The organism is Paenibacillus sp. FSL K6-4396, from assembly GCF_038002525.1.
Taxonomy (GTDB): Bacteria; Bacillota; Bacilli; order Paenibacillales; family Paenibacillaceae; genus Paenibacillus; species Paenibacillus amylolyticus_B.
In genome coordinates this window covers 2,389,094-2,410,226 of record NZ_JBBOCR010000001.1, presented here as the reverse complement: position 1 = coordinate 2,410,226, position 21,133 = coordinate 2,389,094, and the positions used below count along the sequence as shown (strand labels likewise).

At 45.6% G+C, this 21,133-nt stretch carries 17 protein-coding genes; 1 reads left to right on the top strand and 16 read right to left on the bottom strand.

Annotation, left to right across the window (positions count from 1 at the left end; genetic code table 11):
• Positions 1 to 162: 162 nt before the first annotated feature.
• Positions 163 to 1,509 carry a nucleoside recognition domain-containing protein gene (locus tag MHB85_RS10905; RefSeq protein WP_091017349.1) on the top strand — a complete coding sequence of 449 codons (1,347 nt, stop codon included), beginning with the start codon at positions 163 to 165 and terminating at the stop codon, positions 1,507 to 1,509.
• On the opposite strand, the gene coaD is transcribed toward MHB85_RS10905, so the two are convergent.
• The 16 genes from coaD to MHB85_RS10825 form a co-directional block, all read right to left on the bottom strand.
• Positions 1,487 to 1,993 carry a pantetheine-phosphate adenylyltransferase gene (coaD, locus tag MHB85_RS10900; RefSeq protein WP_341074217.1) on the bottom strand — a complete coding sequence of 169 codons (507 nt, stop codon included), beginning with the start codon at positions 1,991 to 1,993 and terminating at the stop codon, positions 1,487 to 1,489. The two genes, MHB85_RS10905 and coaD, sit on opposite strands and share 23 nt — an antisense overlap.
• Position 1,994: 1 nt before the next feature.
• The gene (gene rsmD / locus MHB85_RS10895; RefSeq protein WP_210107767.1) at positions 1,995 to 2,603 is read right to left on the bottom strand and encodes a 16S rRNA (guanine(966)-N(2))-methyltransferase RsmD; all 609 of its coding nucleotides are present in this window, start codon (positions 2,601 to 2,603) and stop codon (positions 1,995 to 1,997) included.
• Between the two features lie 302 nt (positions 2,604 to 2,905).
• Entirely contained in the window at positions 2,906 to 3,340 is a 435-nt protein-coding gene (locus MHB85_RS10890; protein ID WP_192132366.1) for a hypothetical protein, read from the bottom strand.
• A gap of 126 nt (positions 3,341 to 3,466) precedes the next feature.
• Positions 3,467 to 3,742 (bottom strand): hypothetical protein, encoded by a 276-nt coding sequence (locus MHB85_RS10885; RefSeq protein WP_341072908.1) that lies wholly within the window; start codon positions 3,740 to 3,742, stop codon positions 3,467 to 3,469.
• A 116-nt stretch (positions 3,743 to 3,858) separates the two neighbouring features.
• A complete protein-coding gene (locus MHB85_RS10880; RefSeq protein WP_017689244.1) occupies positions 3,859 to 4,164 on the bottom strand; it encodes a hypothetical protein in 306 nt (101 codons plus the stop codon).
• Positions 4,165 to 4,335: 171 nt separating this feature from the next.
• The gene (locus MHB85_RS10875; RefSeq protein ID WP_341072906.1) at positions 4,336 to 7,383 is read right to left on the bottom strand and encodes a glycoside hydrolase family 2 TIM barrel-domain containing protein; all 3,048 of its coding nucleotides are present in this window, start codon (positions 7,381 to 7,383) and stop codon (positions 4,336 to 4,338) included.
• Positions 7,384 to 7,540: 157 nt separating this feature from the next.
• The gene (locus tag MHB85_RS10870) at positions 7,541 to 8,371 is read right to left on the bottom strand and encodes a carbohydrate ABC transporter permease (protein ID WP_036609483.1); all 831 of its coding nucleotides are present in this window, start codon (positions 8,369 to 8,371) and stop codon (positions 7,541 to 7,543) included.
• The gene (locus MHB85_RS10865; RefSeq protein WP_036610887.1) at positions 8,364 to 9,254 is read right to left on the bottom strand and encodes a carbohydrate ABC transporter permease; all 891 of its coding nucleotides are present in this window, start codon (positions 9,252 to 9,254) and stop codon (positions 8,364 to 8,366) included. The genes MHB85_RS10870 and MHB85_RS10865 overlap by 8 nt, the downstream gene beginning before the upstream one ends.
• 141 nt (positions 9,255 to 9,395) lie before the next feature.
• Positions 9,396 to 10,679: an extracellular solute-binding protein gene (locus MHB85_RS10860; RefSeq protein WP_223199980.1), complete on the bottom strand. Its 1,284-nt coding sequence runs from the start codon at positions 10,677 to 10,679 to the stop codon at positions 9,396 to 9,398.
• A 352-nt stretch (positions 10,680 to 11,031) separates the two neighbouring features.
• On the bottom strand, positions 11,032 to 12,801 hold the full coding sequence (locus MHB85_RS10855) for a cache domain-containing sensor histidine kinase (protein ID WP_341072904.1): 1,770 nt from the start codon (positions 12,799 to 12,801) through the stop codon (positions 11,032 to 11,034).
• 18 nt (positions 12,802 to 12,819) lie between these two features.
• On the bottom strand, positions 12,820 to 14,367 hold the full coding sequence (locus MHB85_RS10850) for a response regulator transcription factor (protein WP_091017361.1): 1,548 nt from the start codon (positions 14,365 to 14,367) through the stop codon (positions 12,820 to 12,822).
• Between the two features lie 271 nt (positions 14,368 to 14,638).
• Positions 14,639 to 17,707 carry a X2-like carbohydrate binding domain-containing protein gene (locus MHB85_RS10845; RefSeq protein ID WP_445739031.1) on the bottom strand — a complete coding sequence of 1,023 codons (3,069 nt, stop codon included), beginning with the start codon at positions 17,705 to 17,707 and terminating at the stop codon, positions 14,639 to 14,641.
• Between the two features lie 319 nt (positions 17,708 to 18,026).
• Positions 18,027 to 18,365, bottom strand: coding sequence for a VOC family protein (locus MHB85_RS10840; protein WP_192132552.1), 339 nt, complete (start codon positions 18,363 to 18,365; stop codon positions 18,027 to 18,029).
• A gap of 265 nt (positions 18,366 to 18,630) precedes the next feature.
• A complete protein-coding gene (locus tag MHB85_RS10835) occupies positions 18,631 to 19,512 on the bottom strand; it encodes an SMP-30/gluconolactonase/LRE family protein (RefSeq protein WP_192132368.1) in 882 nt (293 codons plus the stop codon).
• 12 nt (positions 19,513 to 19,524) lie between these two features.
• Positions 19,525 to 20,190, bottom strand: coding sequence for an SGNH/GDSL hydrolase family protein (locus MHB85_RS10830; RefSeq protein WP_047842445.1), 666 nt, complete (start codon positions 20,188 to 20,190; stop codon positions 19,525 to 19,527).
• An 84-nt stretch (positions 20,191 to 20,274) separates the two neighbouring features.
• Positions 20,275 to 21,063, bottom strand: coding sequence for an alpha/beta hydrolase (locus MHB85_RS10825; RefSeq protein ID WP_192132371.1), 789 nt, complete (start codon positions 21,061 to 21,063; stop codon positions 20,275 to 20,277).
• Positions 21,064 to 21,133 lie beyond the last annotated feature (70 nt).

Here is a 21,133-nt window from a genome sequence, read left to right as displayed (position 1 = left end):
CAAGTCTAACACTCTGGTCCTTGTGCATACAATGGTACAGGCCGGATAGGCCGCTGTATACAATAGCCTGTCCGGTCAAGGCCGAACCGCCCTTCGGGCGTCATTCGGCCGTCCATTACGATTCAGATGCCAAATCGGCGTTATCTGATATGAGGTGAAACGATGACATTACAGAGCGAGGTTAGAGATTCTGGCCCGTTACGAACGATAATCCTAAGCACCGGCGCTTTAATGTTGGTCATTGCGGTAGTTGCGTCCCCCAAAGAAGCGTTTGACGCCTCTATTCAAGGTCTGGATATATGGTGGAAAATAATCTTCCCTGCCATGCTCCCGTTCCTCATGTTATCCCAAATGCTCACTGCGTTTGGTTTCACCCACGCGATCGGCGCCTTGCTTGGACCGTTAATGCAACGCTGGTTCAGACTCCCAGGCAACGCAGGTCTGGCGATTGCCGTTGGCATGTGCGGCGGATTCCCCGCAGGAGCAGATGCGGTATCCCGTTTATTTCAGGATAGACAAATTACCGCCAAGCAGGCGGTTGTCCTTGCGGCGGCATCTCATTTTGCCAATCCAATGATGATCATTTTGGTCGTTGGTGCTGCTTTTCTCCACCAGCCAGCGGCCGGATATTTTTTACTCGTGGTCCACTGGATCAGCGGCTGGATTGCTGCCATTCTTGCCACACGCCTCCTGCCAGCACCGGGTAACCAGACAAACAGGGTTGGCTCCACAGCCGCGCAAGCAGATAACAACTCTTTTCATTCTCAGCTTGCAAGCCCTGCAAGTCCTGTAAGTTCCATAAGTCGCTCATCTACACCCCACCACGCAACGTCCAAACGACGCAGTATATGGTCCGATATGATGATTGCAGCCAGAGAAGCCCATCGTCGTGATGGAAGAGGATTTGGCAAACTGCTCGGTGACACCGTATCCCAAGCTGTGCAGACCTTAATGATGACTGGGGGATACATGATCGGTTTTGCCGTATTTATCCGGTTGGTCTCCCTTTATCTGACTCCCGGGTCCTCTGCTGCGCTGTGGCCAGCCTTCTTCGAGCTTCACCTCGGCACCTATCATTTGAGCCAGACTTCATTAACACCCATGCTGCTCATATCTCTACTTGCAGCCGTTCTTGGATGGGGTGGTTTATGCTCCCATCTGCAAGTCTCTACTGTCCTGAAAACAACTGGTCCGGGCAGCAAATCGATGTTGTACTTTGCTGGAGTTCGTCTGACTCATGGATTCATCGCCTTTTTCATCAGTCTGTTCCTATGGATGCCGTTCAGCCGTTATAGCACAGAAGTCTGGACCACATTACAGACGAATGCAGAGCAAGACCTCTCAACACCATTTGGTTGGCTACTCATACATAGTCCAGGTAACACATACACGATCAACACCATTTGGAGTGTCTTCCCTGCTGCATGCATGGGTCTTGCGTTACTTCTTGCAGTCATGGTTAGTCTCTCGGGTCTTACCTTCTGGTTTAACCGCCGGTTTTCTCGCTGATTTTCTGACGGAGCGCAGCTTCCACTTCAGGTGAGACAAGATCTGTAACATCTCCATGATAATGAGCGATTTCTTTGACGATGCTGGAACTTAAATAGGAATACTTCGGATTGGTCATCATAAATATCGTTTCCGCATCCGGATTCAACTTGCTGTTAGTCGACGCCAATTGCAACTCGTATTCAAAATCAGTTACCGAGCGTATACCACGAACGATGACCTGAGCTTCCTTTTGCCGGACATAATTGGCTGTCAGATCGCGGAAACTGTCCACTTCGACATTCGGTAGATGGCGGGTTACTTCCGTAATCAGTTCCTTGCGTTCCTCCACCGTAAACAGCGGATTTTTGCCCATATTGTTCAACACAGCCACAATGACGCGATCAAATTGCTTCGACGCTCTGGCGATAATATCCAAATGCCCCATCGTTACGGGATCAAAACTTCCAGGATATACGGCGATCCGTTCCTGTCGATGTATCATTTCAGTCATGAGGAGCCTCCTCTTCCAGTGTAATGGATTCTCCATCTTCAACTGCTTCTGGCGCATAATAATAGATGGATACTGCCGTCTCCCCATACAAAGCCTTGCGCGTTTGTTCAAACGGGCCGAATTGCTCAGGGTAATCATGTTTGGATTCATATTCAAGCACGATGGTTGCTTCGGGTTCCAGAAGTTCCAGTTCGTGCATGGTTAACATCAACTCGTGCCCGTTTTTCATGCGATATGGCGGGTCCAGAAACACCAGATCAAACGTTGTGCCTCGCTTGGCGAGTGCCTTCAATGCCCGACCTGCATCATTACGATATACAGCCGCCTGGTCTTCCAGCTTGGTCGCCTTCAGATTCATGCGGATAACTTCAATACTTTTTGATTCCAAATCAACAAAAACAGCCTTGTCCATGCCGCGGCTCAGCGCCTCAATACCGAGACCTCCACTGCCTGCAAACAGATCCAATGCTGTGCCGCCCTCAAAATAAGGACCAACCATGCTAAATAACGCTTCCTTCACCTTGTCGGTGGTTGGCCGCGTACCCGTGCCAGGAACAGCCTTCAGAGGCCTGCCTTTCGCACTCCCAGATACCACTCTCACTTGACGAGTCACCTTTTCTCTATGTAAGTTTATTGATACGACTATCGTACCACACTCGGGTTCAGTTTGAAAAATGTGCGGTCTTCATTTCCCTTGGAAAATTGTTGACGAATTGTTGACGCATATGTATAAAAAGGAAACAATCGGGCGATTCTATAATTATCGACATCACAAGTGTCGTAGACAACCGCGGAGAAGACTTACGTTTCCCCATAAGCTCTTCGTCCGGTTTCTCCTCTCCCATGAAAAAGAAGCTCTCGAAAGAGGGCTTCTTTTTGTTGTTTAAGTTTTCATTTATTATGTTAGTTATATTTTTCTTCAAAATCACTTATTTCGGCTTCCTCTTCGGTCTGTAACCATCCGATCTCCCTCAGCCACATGCCCATATTTGCGATAAATTCATTTGAATCTAGATGTTCAATCTTGTATTTCATAATCTTTTCACTCAAAAAAGCATAAAACTCATGGCTTAACACATACCGTTGTTTGCTTTTGCTTAATGTCTTATACCGATCCTCACTGACCACCAGATCAAAATAGATGACATTCTCCTTCTTCACATGCCTGACTGTGGACCTTCTCTCGTATTCTTCAGGAAGGCACCTGAAAACAAAGAAGAGTTCTATATCAACGACTTGATACTTGCTTTTTACTTTATCAAAAACAGGCTGCAGCTCATCCGACAGATTGGCAACCTGCGTTAAACCTGAAGTATCCGTTGACTTTCCGAAGATCATTATTGAACTCCTCCCATTCATTTTCACCATTCATAATGCAACTGAAAAAGGTTGACTAGTGATGTAATCTCCGTCAACCTTTCCTATGTTCATCCTTCTTGTGCCTTACCCCAACGTAGCAAGGCCTTACGAGTTCGGCTCTCGATGTTTTCGATTGGAAAGTCGTAAATTGATCAATGGAATGATAAGTAGAACAACCGGTAAGAGAAGATTAATCGAACCATTCTTAATCATCATGAAGGTGATAAACAGCACAGCAAGCCAAGTCATAATCTCCATCATTTCATATTTGGTTAACGTCAGCTTGAATGCTTTTTTTGAAATAAAGCGAATCAAGAAATAAGCGATAAAGCTATAGAACAGGATCATTCCCAAGATAGCAACAAGGATTATGAGGTACATATCCACCATAAAAATCTCACCCGACCCTTATATTATTCCCTTAATTTTACCATATAAGAGATAAGGTGTTATCCCAATTCCAAACCAGCGCTTCGTCAAGACTGGCAATTTACGCTTTACTTCTCTTCAACAACAATCGTTGCATTATAGATCACGACACGTTTCCCATTGAGATCAAATAATACTTTATTGCCGTATTCCGTATCTTCCACGTCAATCTTGCCATCATAGGTCTGAATCAATTCACCATTATTGCTGTACACTTTAACAACCCTCTCCAGGCCACCCGAGTTATTGGACCTCATCGTTTTGAGTGCACGTTCACCTGAAGCGGTATTGAAATACCATATGAAACATCCAACAATGATACCCAAGAAGACCAACACCGTCACCCATATACCTGTCTTTGCTTTTTTACTCATCTTGAACCCCCCTCTTATGTTTCCTGTCTCGTACATTACGAGGTTGGAGAGAGAACGGTTTCATATAAAGCCTCTCAAGCTGTTCGTTGACATAACAAAACAGAGGCCTCCGATGAGCGAAGACCTCTGTTCTTAATAGAATACATTCTTTATTCTGTACGATCCTTTTACTTACAGTGCACGAATAACAAATTCAAATGTCAGTTCGCCGTCCGAAGGGATCAGGTATTCTGGATGAACCGGAGCACCCCAGCTGTCATCACCGCCAACACCCATTTGTTTACCCGCTACAGTCACGACCGTATAGTGCACAGGAGGCAATTCGTACGCATGTTGTGCGTTCTCCAGCTCAAATGCTGTATATGGTGATACATTCAGCTCAACCGGAGTTCCAGATGCCTCAATTTTGAAGCCACGTCCCGCGTTGTCTGTCAATTTGGCCCAACGAACGCCAGTACGGTTGCCCGATTCCTGTGGTACCAGATATGGAGCTACAGTATCAGCTACCTTGCTGCCATGGATGCCTAGACGTGCGCCAAATGCGCGGTCTGCATAGTTTTCTTCGGGTCCCATCGCGAGCCATTCCACGTTTTCGAAGTCAGGTGATGTTCTGAAGGACAATGCATGGATTGGCAGGTTAGGCAATCCAGCTGTACCTTTGTACGTATTATGCACACGCACGCTTCCATCTGCATGTACAGTATAGACCACTTTCACTTGTACATCCTCCGAAATGTTGAGCTTGTACGTGAACTCGATCCGGTATTGATCCGGTTTCTGTTCCGCTTTCCACTCTACAGAACGTGGCATCAGGCTCGCTGCATACCAGGCACCCAGTTCGAAGCCCATCGCCATTCCTTTGTCATTATCCGTCATTGCACGCCAGAAGAGCGGTGCAGGTGGTACAGCAATGGTCTCACGACCGGACAATTTTAGGGAAACCAGTGTGCCAAACTGTTTGGAGAACAGCGCATGCGTTTTGCCAGCACGAACACCGATGTTAACGTCACCTTCAACCACTTGTACATCACTTACAAGGTTCAGGTCCGTCTGGGCTGCATCATTTACCTGATCCTGTGTGAAAATAAACTGTCCAAATGCCACTTCTTCGCCTTTGTCAGCCCACAGTGTAGCTTCTTTTAACACAAATGCGGTGTTCACAGCGTACTCGCCGCCCACCAGGGATTCTGTACCCAGCGGAAGCTTAACTACTGTCTCGCTTTGCGCATCCACGTTCACTTCCAATGTTCCACGCAGCACTTCATGTCCCTCACGCTCCAGGCTGTATACCAGTTCCAATACAGATGTATCTGCGAACAGATTACCGTTTACGATTTTGACGCCTTCACGATCCGGGAACAGCTTGATGTTCTGGTACAGGAATTTAACCTCCTGCATTTTCGCAGTTACTTTACGATCAGCATGGACAATACCGTTGCCACAGAACGAATAGTCTGATGGACGATCACCGAAATCTCCACCATAAGCGAGGAACTCTTTGCCGTAACGATCTTTTTTATAAATGGATTGGTCGATGTAATCCCAGATGAATCCACCTTGATACATCGGATATTTGTCTTCCAACTCCGTATATTTGTGCATACCGCCAATAGAGTTACCCATGGCATGCATGTACTCACAGCTAATATAAGGTTTCGTCGGGTTTGCATTCAGGAATTCCTCAATGTCCGCCGGTTTGGCATACATGCGAGTCTCCATATCACTTGTTTCATCGAAACGGCGATCATGGAATACACCTTCATAATGTACCAGACGTGTTGGATCAGCCGATTTGAAGTATTGGGATACTTTGTAGATGACTTCACCACCATGTGATTCATTACCACAAGACCAGATCAGAATGGACGGATGGTTTTTGTCACGCTCCACCATGGATACAGCGCGGTCCATAACGATATCATGCCACTCCGGTTTGTCACCTGGAATAACCCATGAAGGCTCAACGGCGCCAAGTTTCTGCCAAGATCCGTGTGTCTCCAGGTTCATCTCGTCAATAACATAAAGTCCGTATTCATCACACAACTCATACCAAAGACTTTGGTTTGGATAGTGTGACGTACGTACGGCATTCATGTTGTTCTGTTTGATCGTACGAACATCCCACAGCATATCTTCCTTCGTAACCGCACGTCCACGACGCGGGTTGAACTCATGGCGATTCACACCTTTGAATACGATACGTTTACCGTTGATGTGCATCACTTTATCGATCATTTCAAATGTACGGAAACCAACGGCTTGAGGAACAACCTCAACCAGTGTACCCGCAGCATCATATACACGAATATAAAGACGATACAAGTATGGAATCTCTGCGCTCCACAGATTCACTGTACCAATATCTTCCCGAAGACTTACTTGTCCATCGTTAACTTTGGATTCAAACGTTTTAACGGTATTACCTTCACGATCGCGAAGTTCAGCCTCTACACGTGCTCCTGCAACCGCTTTTCCTTCCAGCTTCAGATCCACTTGCAACGTACCGTTGGTATAGGACTTGTCCAGATCTGTGCGAACATGAACATCACGTACGTGTGCTGTCGGGACGGTATACAGATACACATCTCTGAAAATGCCGGAGAAACGCCAGAAATCCTGGTCTTCCAGCCAGCTGCCTGTGCTGCGTTGATACACCTCAACCGCGAGTTTGTTCTCTCCATCCTGAAGGAATGGTGTCAGGTCAAAATCAGATGGCGTGAAGCTGTCCTCCCCGTACCCTACGAATTGTCCATTAAGCCATACATAGAATGCAGACTCTACACCTTGGAAAGAAATATATACCGGATTCGACTCCCAACCTGTCGGCAGGTGGAATGTGCGAATGTAACTTCCAACCGGATTTTTATCCTGTGGTAATGCTGGTGGACGAATGTCGTTCAAGCCATCCCAAGGATATTGTGTATTTACATATTGAATCTGTCCGTATCCTTGAAGTTGGATATGCCCCGGAACTTCAATATCATCCCAGCCTTCACTGGAAAAATCGGATGTATAGAAAAACTCAGAACGGCTGTCTGGACGAATTGCATAGTTGAATTTCCACGTACCATTCAGATCATAACGCATGGACATCGCGCCTGAACCTACAGCCTCGTCCATTGTTTGGTAGTAACGGTGATCGGAATAGGCATGAAGACGGTTCACCTCAAATACACTTACGTCCCCCAACCAGTTGATATCTGCCTTTGTTGCTTTCATCGGCTCTCTCTCCCTTTAAAACGTTATAGTTTGACTTATTCAAGGTTTACGCTGGATTTCCTTTTGCTTTACATAAACAAAAAAGACAGAGGTACGCCATAACAGCGCCCTCTCTTCTTTCCTGCATCCGTCATTTGCACGGATTATGCTGTTTTCATTACTTCACGGAACCTACCATACCTGCAACAAAATGTTTCTGCATGATGAAGAAAACGATTGCTGTAGGCAGTGTTGCAATCACGATTGCTGTCATGATTACTCCGTAATCCGGAGAATAACCAGCACCCAGATTTGAGATCAACAGTGGAATCGTTTGTTGGTCAGGTGTTTGCAATACAATGAGTGGCCACAGATAGTTGTTCCAGCTACTCATGAATGTAATGATTGCTGCCGCTGCATATGTTGTTTTCATGGTTGGCATATAGATCTTCAAGAAGATGCCGAGTTCACTCAAACCATCAATACGTCCAGCTTCCAGCAAGTCTTTCGGGAACATTTTGGTGTTCTGACGGAAGAAAAAGATCAGGAACGCTGTTGCGATGGTTGGCAAGATCACTGCTGCCATCGTGTTGATTCCGATAACCGGTGCAACTCCCGAGATTGTTGCAAACATACGATACAGTGGTACCATGATCGCTGCAAACGGGATCATCATGGATAACAACAGGATATTAAACACAATGTCACGAGACTTCGTGCGATATACCTCGAAGCCATAACCTGCCATGGAACCAATAAACAGTGCCAAGAGAGTGGAGACTACAGAGATAATCGCCGAGTTTCCGAGAGCCTGTACCAGATTTGTCGAATCAATCAGTTTGTTGAAGTTATCAATGAAAGCTGAACCCGGTAACAATCTGCCTTTCGTTACATCGACAGATGCATTCGTTGAACTGACCAGCATCCAGAAGAAAGGGAAAATGGATACAAAGGCGACGATGGATAGGAACACATACGTGAAAATCCGTTTTGCTTTAGCTTTAGCCATTTTTATTATCACCTGCCACTTTAAACTGGATGATGGACAATACAATAATCAAGATTACGATGGAATACGACACTGTTGCTGCATAACCGAAGTCCGGTGAATATTTGAACGAAAGGTTGTAGATGTATTGTGAAATCGACATGGTCGCATTACCTGGACCACCTTTGGTAATATTCATAATCTCATCGAAGATTTGCAATGTACCAATCGTTGATGTGATGGACGTGAAAAGGATAATCGGTTTAAGCAAAGGTACAGTGATTTTGAAGAATTGTGTAAAAGCATTCGCTCCGTCAATTCTTGCAGCTTCATAGATCGATTGATCGATGTTTTGCAGGGATGACAGATAGAAAATCATGTTATATCCGGTCCAACGCCAAGTAACGGCGATTATGATCGTAATTTTAGCCCAGAACGGGTCTGTGATCCATTGAATTGGATCGCCAATAATGTGCAAGCCCATCAGGAATTGATTCACCATTCCATCTGGTGCGAACAAATATTTGAATACAACAGAGTACGCTACCAATGAAGTTACACAAGGCAAGAAAATCGCTGTACGGAAGAAGCTCCGGAAACGTAGTGTGCTGTCATTCAGCAATACGGAAATAAACAAACCAAGAATAATCATTACAGGCACTTGAATAATCAAGTAGATAAAAGTATTCGATAATGCTGTACGGAATGTTGTATCAACTAACAATCTTTTGTAGTTAGAAAGGCCCGAAAATTCAAGATTGGCTCCTACACCAGACTTGAACGATAAGAGCAGCGCTTGAATCATCGGGTAGAAGTAAAATGCAACAATCCCGACAACAGCCAGCAAAACAAAAGCCCATCCAGTCAAATTATTTTTCTTTTGGAGACTGTCTCCTGTATTCATGGCTTTCACAGTATGGCTCCTCTCTCTCCATGGAACATGGGTAGAACCCACGGAGCCTCTCGCCATATCCGGTTCGACTTGCGCCGGACGTGGGAGACGGCTCCGATGTTTCCTAGGGTTCTATAAGTTACCTTGGGTATCTTAGTTTAATTGTGCTTCAGCTTGTTTTTGTGCATCAGCCAGAACGTCATCGATTGATTTACCGTTCAGGAATGCTTGCATTTCTACAACCAGAATATCTTCAATGGCATATGTGTTGATACCATAGTTTACGCTTGGAATTTCTTTCGTCCAATTCGCAAAGTCTGTGAAGATTTTTTGTCCGCCGAAGTACTCGTCTGCTTTGGCATACGCGTCACCATCAACTGCTGGTTTGTACGTACCAATTGCGCCGATGTTGTTCAACAGATCTTGATACAATTGTTTGTCAGAACCAAATGTTTTTGCTACAAAATCAGCTGCTTGATCTGCACCAGGAACGTTGTTCATAACATACCAAGAGCTACCACCCAAGTTGGATGCGTGAACAGAGTTTGGTTGACCAGCCATTTTTGGCATTGGAGCTACAGCCCATTTACCGGATTGGGAAGCTTCTTGACGTACAGATGGTGAGAACCAGTTACCTGTAGGAATTGTTGCTACGCTACCGTTATTGGCGTTCGCAACGAATTGACTCCAGTCAGAGTGCAATTTAACAATGTTGGCATCCATCATTGCTTTGTAAGTAATAAACGCTTCTTTCAGAGCAGCATTATTAGCAATGTCAGGTGTTTTACCATCTTCTGCGGAATACCATTTACCTGCAGTTTGGATCATCATACGAATCAAACCAAGGTCATTCGGGTCAAGAGAAAGAAGCTCTTTACCTGTTTTAGCTTTTACGTCTTTACCAATTTGGATGTAGTCATCCCAAGTGATGTCTTGCAGGTCAGCTGCTTTGTAGCCAGCTTGCTCCAGCAGATCTGTTCTGTAGTACAAACCAGCAACGCCGGAGTCAAATGGTACTCCGTATTGTTTGCCATCAAACGCTGTTGGTCCGAGTTTGTAATCTGCAAAATCGGAAGCCGTGATACTGGAAGACAGATCTTTGAACGCATCAGGATATGCATTCAGGAAGCTTTGTGAACGATAGTCTTCAATCAGAACTACGTTTGGAAGACCGCTGGCAGTTCCGGAGTTAAGACCTGTGTTCAGTTTCTGAATGATATCAGCTTGAGCGTATTCAATGATGTTGATTTTCACATCAGGATTTGCTTTTTGATATGCTTCTTTTGCTGTTTCCATTGCAGCTACGTTAAAAGCTTTGTCCCAAGCCCAGACCGTGATTTCGTTTGTTTTTTCGTCACCACCACTAGCGGATTTACCTCCGCCACCGGATGAACATGCGGACAACAGCAGTACTGTAACGAGCATCAATACCCACATTTTTTTCAAAACATTCAACTCCCCTTCGACCTCTTTGTGTGTAATTTGTTTGCGTTTTCTGAAAGCGGTTGCTTTCGATGTATTCATCTTATCATTCCCATATCTCCATTCGTTAGTAATAATTTTGTGCGGATTTGTCATCTTATTGCCACAATGAAAACCTTTACAGAAACCGTTTGCATTAAATTTGGTTTTTTGTAATTTCTTTTGATTTTGTAATTTCTTGATCTTGAAATAGTACAAAAATGATTTCACCCGCTTTACCTCTGACACGTGAAAATCCCCCGACTCTGTAGAAAACAGAAGCGAAGGATCTCGATTTTAAGTGTATTTAATCGAATCGGGTTTCGATTCAACTCGTGATTAAAGGTAGTGTAACGGTGACTCTCGTTCCTTCCCTAACCGTACTCATAATGGTGACACCATAAGGTGAACCATATAATAACTCAATACGGTCATGGACATTGCGAATACCGATACCACTGAATAGTTGACGATTGTTCTTTGGATTGGGCAACGTTTCTCCCATGACAAGTCCTTCAATTCCATCCCCGTTGTCCATAATCTCACAGATGAGTGATTCTCCCGCTCTGGAAACCATGACATGAATCGTACCCGTTTCTTTCTTGATGAATCCATGGAAAAATGCATTCTCGATAAACGGCTGGATCACCAGTTTGGGTACATGATAGTGTGTACAATCCGGAGCAACGTAGAAAGCTGCTTTAATCCGGCCACCATATCTGACGTGATTAATGAAGACATAATTTTTCAAATTCTCGACTTCTTGTTCCACTGTAACAGTCTGACTCACATCACTGATCGTATTTTGCAACAATCCAATTAATGCATTAATCGTCTCCGCAGCCCTGTCTTTGTTGCCTTGTTGCACAAGAACTTTGACAGATGCAAGTGTATTGTACAAGAAGTGAGGATTAATCTGACTCTGTAATGCCGCAAGCTCTGCATTCCGTTGTTCATGCTGTGTCTGTACTAACTGATCCACATAATCATGCAGTTCATCAAGCATGTAATTGTAAGCATGACCAAGCTGCCTGCTCTCGTAGCTTCCGCTCACCGGAATATAGTTGTCCAGATCACTTTTTGTAATGTTGGACATCTGCTTCACAAGTCTGCGCAGTGACTTGGTAATCTGGCTGGTGATGAGAAACACAAGGATGAGTGCTCCTACAACGATAGCTGCACAGATCAGGGCAACCGTCTTCATATCGATAAGTTGACCCATCGCCAGATCCTTATCCACGACATTGACAATATAAAACCGATAGAACGGTAAATACTCGGATAGCACAACGCTATCCTGATCCATCACACGAGCATTAATACTTCTCGGAGAGTTGTTGTTCATATCCCGGGCATACGATAACAAATCCAGCTGAGTTGTTCCGATCCAGTCTTCACGATTCGATGATACAATCTCACCTTTTTCATTCATAATGACCACATCATTGCCACGACTTGTAAAGCTGCTGTAAAATTGCCGGAATATGTCTTCTCTCATCGTGACATAAAGCGTACCGTATATCCGGCCACGTGTTCGGTCCGTCAACGCTTTCGTCGCAGAGATCATCTGCTGACTCCCAAGCGTTGCCTCGTTTTGGTAAACATCAAAGATAAGACGACTCGGCGTCTCAGCGGCTTCCATCGTAATTGGCTCCTGCTTCAATTCATCCACGGACAACTCAAGGTGAGCACGATTCGTGGAATAGCTCCGTCCATTAATCCCGATAATTGTTATCCCAACTTCGTAGGATTCTGTGATGGATTGAATTCGATCCATCGTTTCCCTCATATTATAGAAGGATTTGGCCATCGTGAGGGAATCGGCATCTCCTTCGGACAGGAATCCTCGGATCGATCCACTCTGCGTCACATTATTCGATACGGCAGCAATGGCCTCATTAAAGGATTCAAAATTTGTTTTGATCTGATTAAGCACCTTGGAGTTTGTGATACTGAACGTCTCAGTAAACAGATTGGTTGACATGTGAATGGTCGTCCATAAGATGAGTACAGAAACAAGGACAATACTGACCACCATAACCAGAAACAACTTAGGAAACAATCCGAGACGAGATAATTGGTTCATCCATTTCTTCATGATCTTATCCTTCTGACTTTATGCCCAGAATTTGCGCCGGTATCGGCTTGGTGATAATCCGGTGAATTTTTTGAATACTTTGCAAAAGTAACTATGATCGGAATAACCTACCATACTGCTAATCTCAGAGATCGTTACATCATCGGATCGGAGCAGTTCCTCGGCTTTTTCAATCCGAATTTTGTTTAAGTATTCATTAAATCCTTCTTTTTTGTGAGATGAAAAATAACTGGATAAATACGATGGATTAAAATGAAAGTGCTTGGCTACTTCAGCAAGCCCGAGCGGCTGATCAAAGTGCTCATGCATGTAATCCAGCAGCATCTTCATGTTGGGATCACTTCGTTTTCCACCCGCACCAACGGTGCACTCCTGAACTTCCGTCATGAATTGGTCAAGCACAGTCATGACTTCGTCCAGGCTTGAAGCCCCGTCCACATTTTTAAAATACGTATATTTGCTCTCTTCCAGCCCGGCAGACTGGACATCCATATCTGCGAGGGTAATGGTCACGTTGAAGATCAAGTTACCGAGAAATGATTTGATCTCAAACACATCGGCAATATAATCCCGTCCAAGTGTTTTTGCATGATCCTGTAAATACTCCCTTGCCGCTTCGACCCGGTTACGCTTCACATGCTGCAAAAACATATTCACATTAAACTGGTAACCTGCGGGATGCATTGGAGGCAGTTCACCATACACCAGGATTGGTCGATCCTTATAATAGAAACGATATTCAATCAGCTTAATCAGGCGTTCCCGGTAAACAACACCCATCTGTTCAAATGAAGTAAAGCTTTCACTAAGCACCCAACCAGGACTGCCTTCTCCTGCTACATTTTCACTGGCCAACTGTCTGATCCGTTCAAGCATCCATTCATCTCTCGCAGGATCGACATTAAGGAGCATCACAGGTAATGTACCCTCTGCGGGAACCATTGCACATTCTACTTCAGGCAGATCACTGCGGAGCTTGGATTCAATCTGTTCCTGATCCATCTTCAGCGGATTCCCTCCAGCACCCACGGGTTTATACACCAGCAAGCGAAAGGATTCATACGGAAAGGTATCTCGAATGATCGGCATTTCGCTATCTTCATCCAGTGTAAATCCGGACAGCATCTTCTCCATCAATTGCCCCAGTCTCCAGCCATCGTGCGACGGCTCAAACTGTAGCTCCGGAATTTTACCCGCTGTGCGTTGAAGGACTTGCAATAATTCATTTGTATCCAGCTTGGGTTTCAGTATATAATCGGCTGCCCCGTGCTGAAGCGTTGAACGTACATACTCGAATTCACTGAAGCTGCTAAGTACAATAACTTCAATCTGCGGATTACTGGCTTTTAGTGTACGGACAAACGTTTCGCCATCCATGACAGGCATGACAATGTCGGTGATCACAATATCCGGTTTTAACAGGTTCACCTGCTGTAATCCTTCTTCACCGTTGGAAGCTTCACCCACAATGATAAATCCTTCCGCTTCCCAGTTCATATGGTGCTTTATGCCCTGTCTTACCAGAAACTCATCGTCAACAATCAGCACCTTGCACAACCGGTTCATGATCGCGACCCCCTTGTCTAATCTTTCCTCTATATCTGTACAGGCTATACCAACTATTATATATCGGTTATAAACACTTTCCAGTGTTAGCGGTTACATTAATTTCAAATTAATTGTACATCTTTTTATATCCTAAAACGATCCTTTAAGCAATGGTAACTATCTATAGTTTACACTATATTTCGACAAAATAAGAAGCCCCGACTCGCCATTTGATCATCTGGCGAATCAGGACCCCTATTTCAATCCTTTATTTCATTAAATCACTCACTTATGGTTCAATTCCCCATTGGAGACTTCCCGCGATATAACCGGTGACTTTGGACCAGTCCGTATAGGAAGTCTGACTACCTGCAAAAGAATAATCATCCGTTTGCGTATAGTTGGTCCAATTGTTCTTGGAGATGCGCGTATGGATTTCCGTGCTTTGTCCTGCACTCAGAGTTCCAGCGGAAGCTGTGAATCCAATCTCAAGCACGTGGTCAGCACCTGTCCGAGCTGGATTGAGTGCACTGAACGTGCCTGTTACATTCGAACTGCCAGCTGTCGCCCAGTCAGCGAAGAAGTTCTGAGGCTGTTCACCATTTATCGTGTAATAGTATCTGATTTTCACATCAGACAGATTCATGGCTGTAGTACCTGTGTTTGTCAGTTTAAATTTGGGACTAATCGAGCTGCCCGTCGCTGAAGTGTTGCTGTTAAACATCTCAATGCGTATGGTTCCAACAGGTGCAGCTGTCGTGTCTTTAATGAGCAGATTCAAGGTCGCAGGGTCGCCTGCACTGAATTGAAAGGTTAGCGTCGCTGCGCCATTTGGCAGTGAAGCCAGGTAGTTTTTACTTAATACGACCTCATTGCCTGTCAACGTGTAATCTGTACCTGGAACCAGCGTTGCATTCCCGTTACGGATGGATGCAAGTGTATTGCCGTTAAGTGTTAACGTGACTGGAATATTAACCTGATTGCCTGCTTTGCGATCAAATTCGGATGTAACCGGTGTAATCGCAGAGTTGGTCACTGGAGTACCCCCGCCATTGTTACCTCCAACACGGTCAGCATACAAAATTCCGCGGCCATTTGTTCCGAGATATACTCTTCCATACAAACGCGGATCACCCGTAATTGTGGTTACACGAGCATACTGATGCTGATCATCATTGATACGAACCCAATTGGCACCACCGTCATCGGAGCGGAAGAATCCACGTGTTCCATCGATCTGTGCAACCGTGTATAACGCAACAACGCTCTGCCCAGGGGCCGCTTTACCAAATCCGATACTATCTGCTTCCTCTACATTGGCAAGCTTTGTGAATGTCGCTCCTGAATCTGTGGAATGCCATAATCCATAAGGACCTTCTTCCTCACTACCACCTGCAAACCAGAGTTCGCCTTCGACACCTGGAACGGCATCCAGATCGGCATTTCCTTCCATCGGAAGTCCGGTCGCAGATGATGCCGTGAAAGTAGCACCACCGTTCACACTCACATAGATTTTACCCGCTGCAAATCCATAAAATTTGTTTGGATTCACACGATCCGAAATCACTTTCGCCTGTGCAGGTATGCCCGTACTTGCCGTCCATGAATTGCCGCCAGTCGAATAATGTACACCTTTATCTGACGTGCTCCATACGAGTCGGTTACCATTCGCAGAGATGGCTACAGTCCCCCCTCCGGTTGTGCCGGCAGGTTCTGCATTGGCCTTATACCACGTAGTCCCCCCATCACTCGACAAACCAATGGATTTTGCATTTGGATCAGCAGCATAATCTGCTTTACCTACGCGAACCATCGTATTTGGACTTAACTCTGCAAAATCCAGACTTTCTGTGGAAGAATAGTTCGGGCTCGTAAATATGGTAGCTGGCGCCTGGTCCAGATTGTTATGACGGAATCCGGAGACATCCCCCACCCCGCTTATCAAATGTGCACCACTTGGCGGGCTAATCAGATCCAGTACGGCAATCTCCTCAACCCCCTTCGCCATCACTGAAATATTGATTTTTTCATCATCATCCCAGTCTGTCAGATTCTTCGTTCCATAGATCGTAGCACCTGTTCCATACATCATGCGATCCGAATCAAACGGATCAATCTCCAGATCACCGATCATCCAGCCCAGTTTCGGGGTTGTTTCGGGTGGGGCAGGATTGGTACCAAATGTGAGCCATGGCGCTGCCGAAATATCCTGTGTATACCGTAACTTCCGGTTCGGATATCCATCAAATTCCCATATGCGTGTCCACGTCGCTCCGCCATCTGTACTGCGGAACAACGTGGCATCAGGCCACCAGGAATTCAATGTCGCAACCATCAATGTACCGGGATTCTGAGCATCAACAGCCAATCCGCCATATCCAAAATAATTATCCGTGCTGCTGCTTGGAACAGGGCTGATGTTGGTCCAGACACCTGTCGACGTATTCAGTTTCCACACGTCACCTTTTGCCCCATCATACGGTCCAACACCATCGCTGTAGGTAATATAGAGGCTGCCGTCTGAATCAAACACACCATGATGCGGGAGATAACCTGTAGGTTGACCAGCAACAGCTGACCAGGTCAGGCCGCCATTTGTGCTGCGATACACGCTTTGAGCTTTATCCGCAACACCCACATAGATGGTCTGGGTTGCTTGCCCTGCCGAACCTGTTGTTTTGTCAAACGTAATCCATGCCAGACCTACGATGTCACTGGTATATTCATTCGAAGGATCTTGCACATAATTTCCCGGATTCGGGAAGCTTGTGACTTCGTTCCAGGTCACACCGTAATCGGTACTTTTCCATAACCCATGACCACTTCGTGCACCGAAATACAGAATACTGTTATCATTTGGGTCCACGGTCAGACGTTCTCCCATTGAACGTCCCGGCATGTTGCCGCCAACTTTGAACGGAAGTGTTGTGGTCTGCCATGTATCTCCCCGGTCCGTAGAGCGCAAGATGGAGCCATTATTTTGGTCCCACGAATTCGTATACGTCCCAACTGCCATATACACCCGATCAGGATCAACTGGGTCCGTAGCCAGTGCGTCCACACCATTCTTGTTCCAGTCATCCCAGCCGACAAAATCCGTTAAGGGTATCCACCTCTCGTCAGCCGCATTCCAGCGATAGGCTCCCCCGATATCTGTACGGGCATAGATCAGATCCTTTTCCGACTCGTTGAAAATAATGCCCGGTACAAACCCGCCTCCTGCACCCGTCACCACATTTTTCCACTCATAAGCTTCACTTGGTGCCGCCGCTGTTGTTCCAGCAAGTCCTCCCAGCGAGGCGGTTACTACGGCAACCGTCAGGCTCATCATTCGCAATTTCCCCATAAACGTTCTCATATCAACTTATCCTCCTCTTCTACTTCGTTACTGCATTTCGGTCTATCCCCGCTGTCTCATCGTGCTGATGATGGCGTGCCAGACGAATCAATGCATCCCTTGATACAAGAAGCCTCACCCCCTTCCAGTCATATCGTTAAGCGCTTACATAATTGTTCTTGATTCGTGGTTATCTGGATAATACTTTCAATAAATAACATTCGCTGGCAATCTCCAAACCCCTCTGTCGAAATTCCGATTTTTGTAAATTTTTTTCAGTGTTTAAACTTGTTTATACAACAAAAAAGCCGCTAAAATAGCGACTTCAATGGGATATAGATTAACACAAGACTTCAACAGTAAATCCACCAGGGGCTTCAACATAAAAAGTATAACCGTGTGCATGCTTAGGTGCGTCTACTTCAAAACCATTGTCTTTCAAAAGTCTATATATCCTGTCAACCTCTTGTTCGGTCGGTTGGGGAAATCCGATATGAAAAGTCATTGGATAGAGTACGTTTTTACCCTTCATTAGGGTGAGAATAAAACCTTCATCATCAAACATAACTGCAAATGCGTTTCCTCTCGTACCTTCACATGTCATACCAAAATAAGTCTCTAAAAACTCGCGAGCAGCTGGAACATCAGTAACTGTTAGGTTCAGATGATTTAATTTCATAATTACACCCTTTCCTACATATTTAATACGTCCTCCGTAGAGTTTTATCTTCAATCCAAATAATACCACATAATGGAACTATTTGGTCCGTTACTTTAATGAAAAGTCGTTTTATTTTTGTTCTATACAGACGATAATCTAAATCAAAAAAAGATGCTGTTAGAGCAGCACCTTTGTACATTTTATATAAGATTAAAAAATGAAATCGTATCTTACCTGGCAAACAAGACAGAAGTTCACTAAGGTTCACTACATAGGCTCCTGTTTATTTCTGGCTACCATAAGTGTGAGTCTCCTGCCCTTTAACCCCCGGTCTGATGACAAAAAGTGAGCCCGCATCCGGTGTCTCTTTCAGACGTTCTTCCTTAATCCCTATACGTGCTGTTGTAATGTATAACTCTTCGAGATCCGGTCCACCAAAACAGCAGGATGTTACCTGATCTGCCGGCACCTCGATCTGTTGCAACAGTTCTGATGTATGCGGGTTCCAGCGAGTGACTCTTCCTCCGCCCCAGTGCGCAACCCACAGCATGCCCTCACCATCAACCGTCATCCCATCCGGAAAACCGAATTCCTCCGGTATGTGAATGACACTTGTCCGATTTTGTATCGTACCTGCCGTCAGATCAAAATCAAACCGGTCAATAGAACGTGTCGGGGTATCAATGTAATACATGGTCTGCCGATCCGGACTCCAGCCCAGGCCGTTGGATGTAGACACACCTTGTACCATTGTGCGAACGGGTTGCCCTTGCTCCAAACAATACAACGATCCGGCTTTGCTTTCATTATTCATGCTCATCGTGCCTGCCCAGAAGCGGCCCTTCGCATCACATTTTCCATCATTAAAACGATTGGTATCCTTATCTTGTTCGGGGTCCTCAATGGCATGCAGCTCACCCGTATGCAAGTGATACGTATGGAATCCACTGCGTAAAGCAACCAAAACTTCGTCACCACGATAGGGAACAACAGCCCCGACATGTTCACCGACATCATAAGCCTGATCCTGCCCTGTAGCCGGATCATACACATGCACCTTAAAGCTTTCAATATCTACCCACAATAATCGATTGTTCTCCGCATCCCAGCTTGGTCCTTCCCCCAGTAATGCCGGGGTTTGTACTGCTACAGTTACGTCGCTCATGCCATCACGTCCTTATTCAGATTTGACGCCGCCTGACCATTCGAATCCGATGGCATCCAAGAATGCTTTGGACAGTACCATATGGCCCGTTGCATCTGGATGTACCCGGTCATAAGTCAACACAGACGTATAGAAATGATCCCAAAATGGAGCAAATGCAGCCTGTGTATCCACATACACCGCATCATACTCACTGGCTACCCTGCGTACCGCTTCTCCGTAGATATCCATCGTTGCCCGCATCGGATCTTCCGGATTGGCCTCAAGATAATAAGGCGTCATTAGTACCAGACCTTTCAGGTTGGGACGAACCGAAGCCACCAGTTCACGCAATGTGGATTCGTATTCTTCAAGAAACACATGTGAGTCTGTTGACAATGGGTTGTCGAACTGACGCCATACATCATTAATGCCAATCATGATCGTCAGCCAGTCCGGTTTAAGGTCAAGCACATCACGATCCCAGCGCTGTTTCAGATCACGAATCGTATTTCCACCATTACCCACATTTTGGACACGCAACATCAATTCCGGATAGATGGACCGCAAGAGGGCATACACTTGCGCTACGTAACCATGGCCCAGACCTGAACTGCCTTCACCTACAGGATGCTCCCGACCGCAATCTGTAATCGAATCCCCGATAAACAAAAGCTTGTCGTTTTTTTGCAATTTCATCGTTATTTTCTCCTTCGCTTCAAAGCGCTAATATACGGATTACTCGATTAGTCAGGACCGTTCACTTGATACCGGCCAGAAAAATTACCAGCCTTGATTCTTGAGCCATGTGAGACACAGATCCGACCATACCCGAATCGCATGGTTGTCCTCAGCCAATCCAAGACCATGTGAACCTTTTTCAAAAACGTGCAAATCATAGGGAATGCCATGCTCACCCAATGCAAGTGCGTAACGCAAGCTATTCTCTACAGGCACTGCCTGGTCAGCGCTGGTGTGCCAGATGAACGCTTCAGGAGCATCCGCTCTCACCTGCTGCTCCGCACTGAAAGCCTTGATCTGCTCGGCAGACGCATCAGACCCAAGCAAATTCTCACGGGAACCGGCATGTCCATAGGACTCCATCGTAATGACCGGATAACAGAGAATAACTCGGTCCGGGCGTGAACTCTGGCGTTCAATGAGGTCCTCATGATCCGGTTGTCCCTCGTCATATAGCGTTCCCAATGTTGCTGTGAGATGTCCGCCTGCGGAGAAACCGAGTACTGCAATCTTGGCAGGGTTGATACCATACTGCTCAGCATGCGCACGAACATAACGTATGGCACGCTGACCATCTGTTATCGGTGCAGGATGCTGGTGAGGCGCCACCCGATATTTCAGGACAAATGCACTTATACCTGCACGGTTCATCAATTCAGCTATTGGAGCACCTTCATGATCAGCCAAAAATCCATAACCGCCACCTGGACACACAATGACAGCGCTCTCTGAACCAGGGTGAATAAATGGAATCAAATGTGGCATTTCGTCTTCATGGCCCTGGGCTGCATATGGTGCAGCATGATCCCATAAGGGTATCGTTGTTGTCATCTTCAATCATCCTCTCCAAATAGAACGGATACATGGGTCCGTTTAAACGTTTTCGAATCTCAGGAATCGA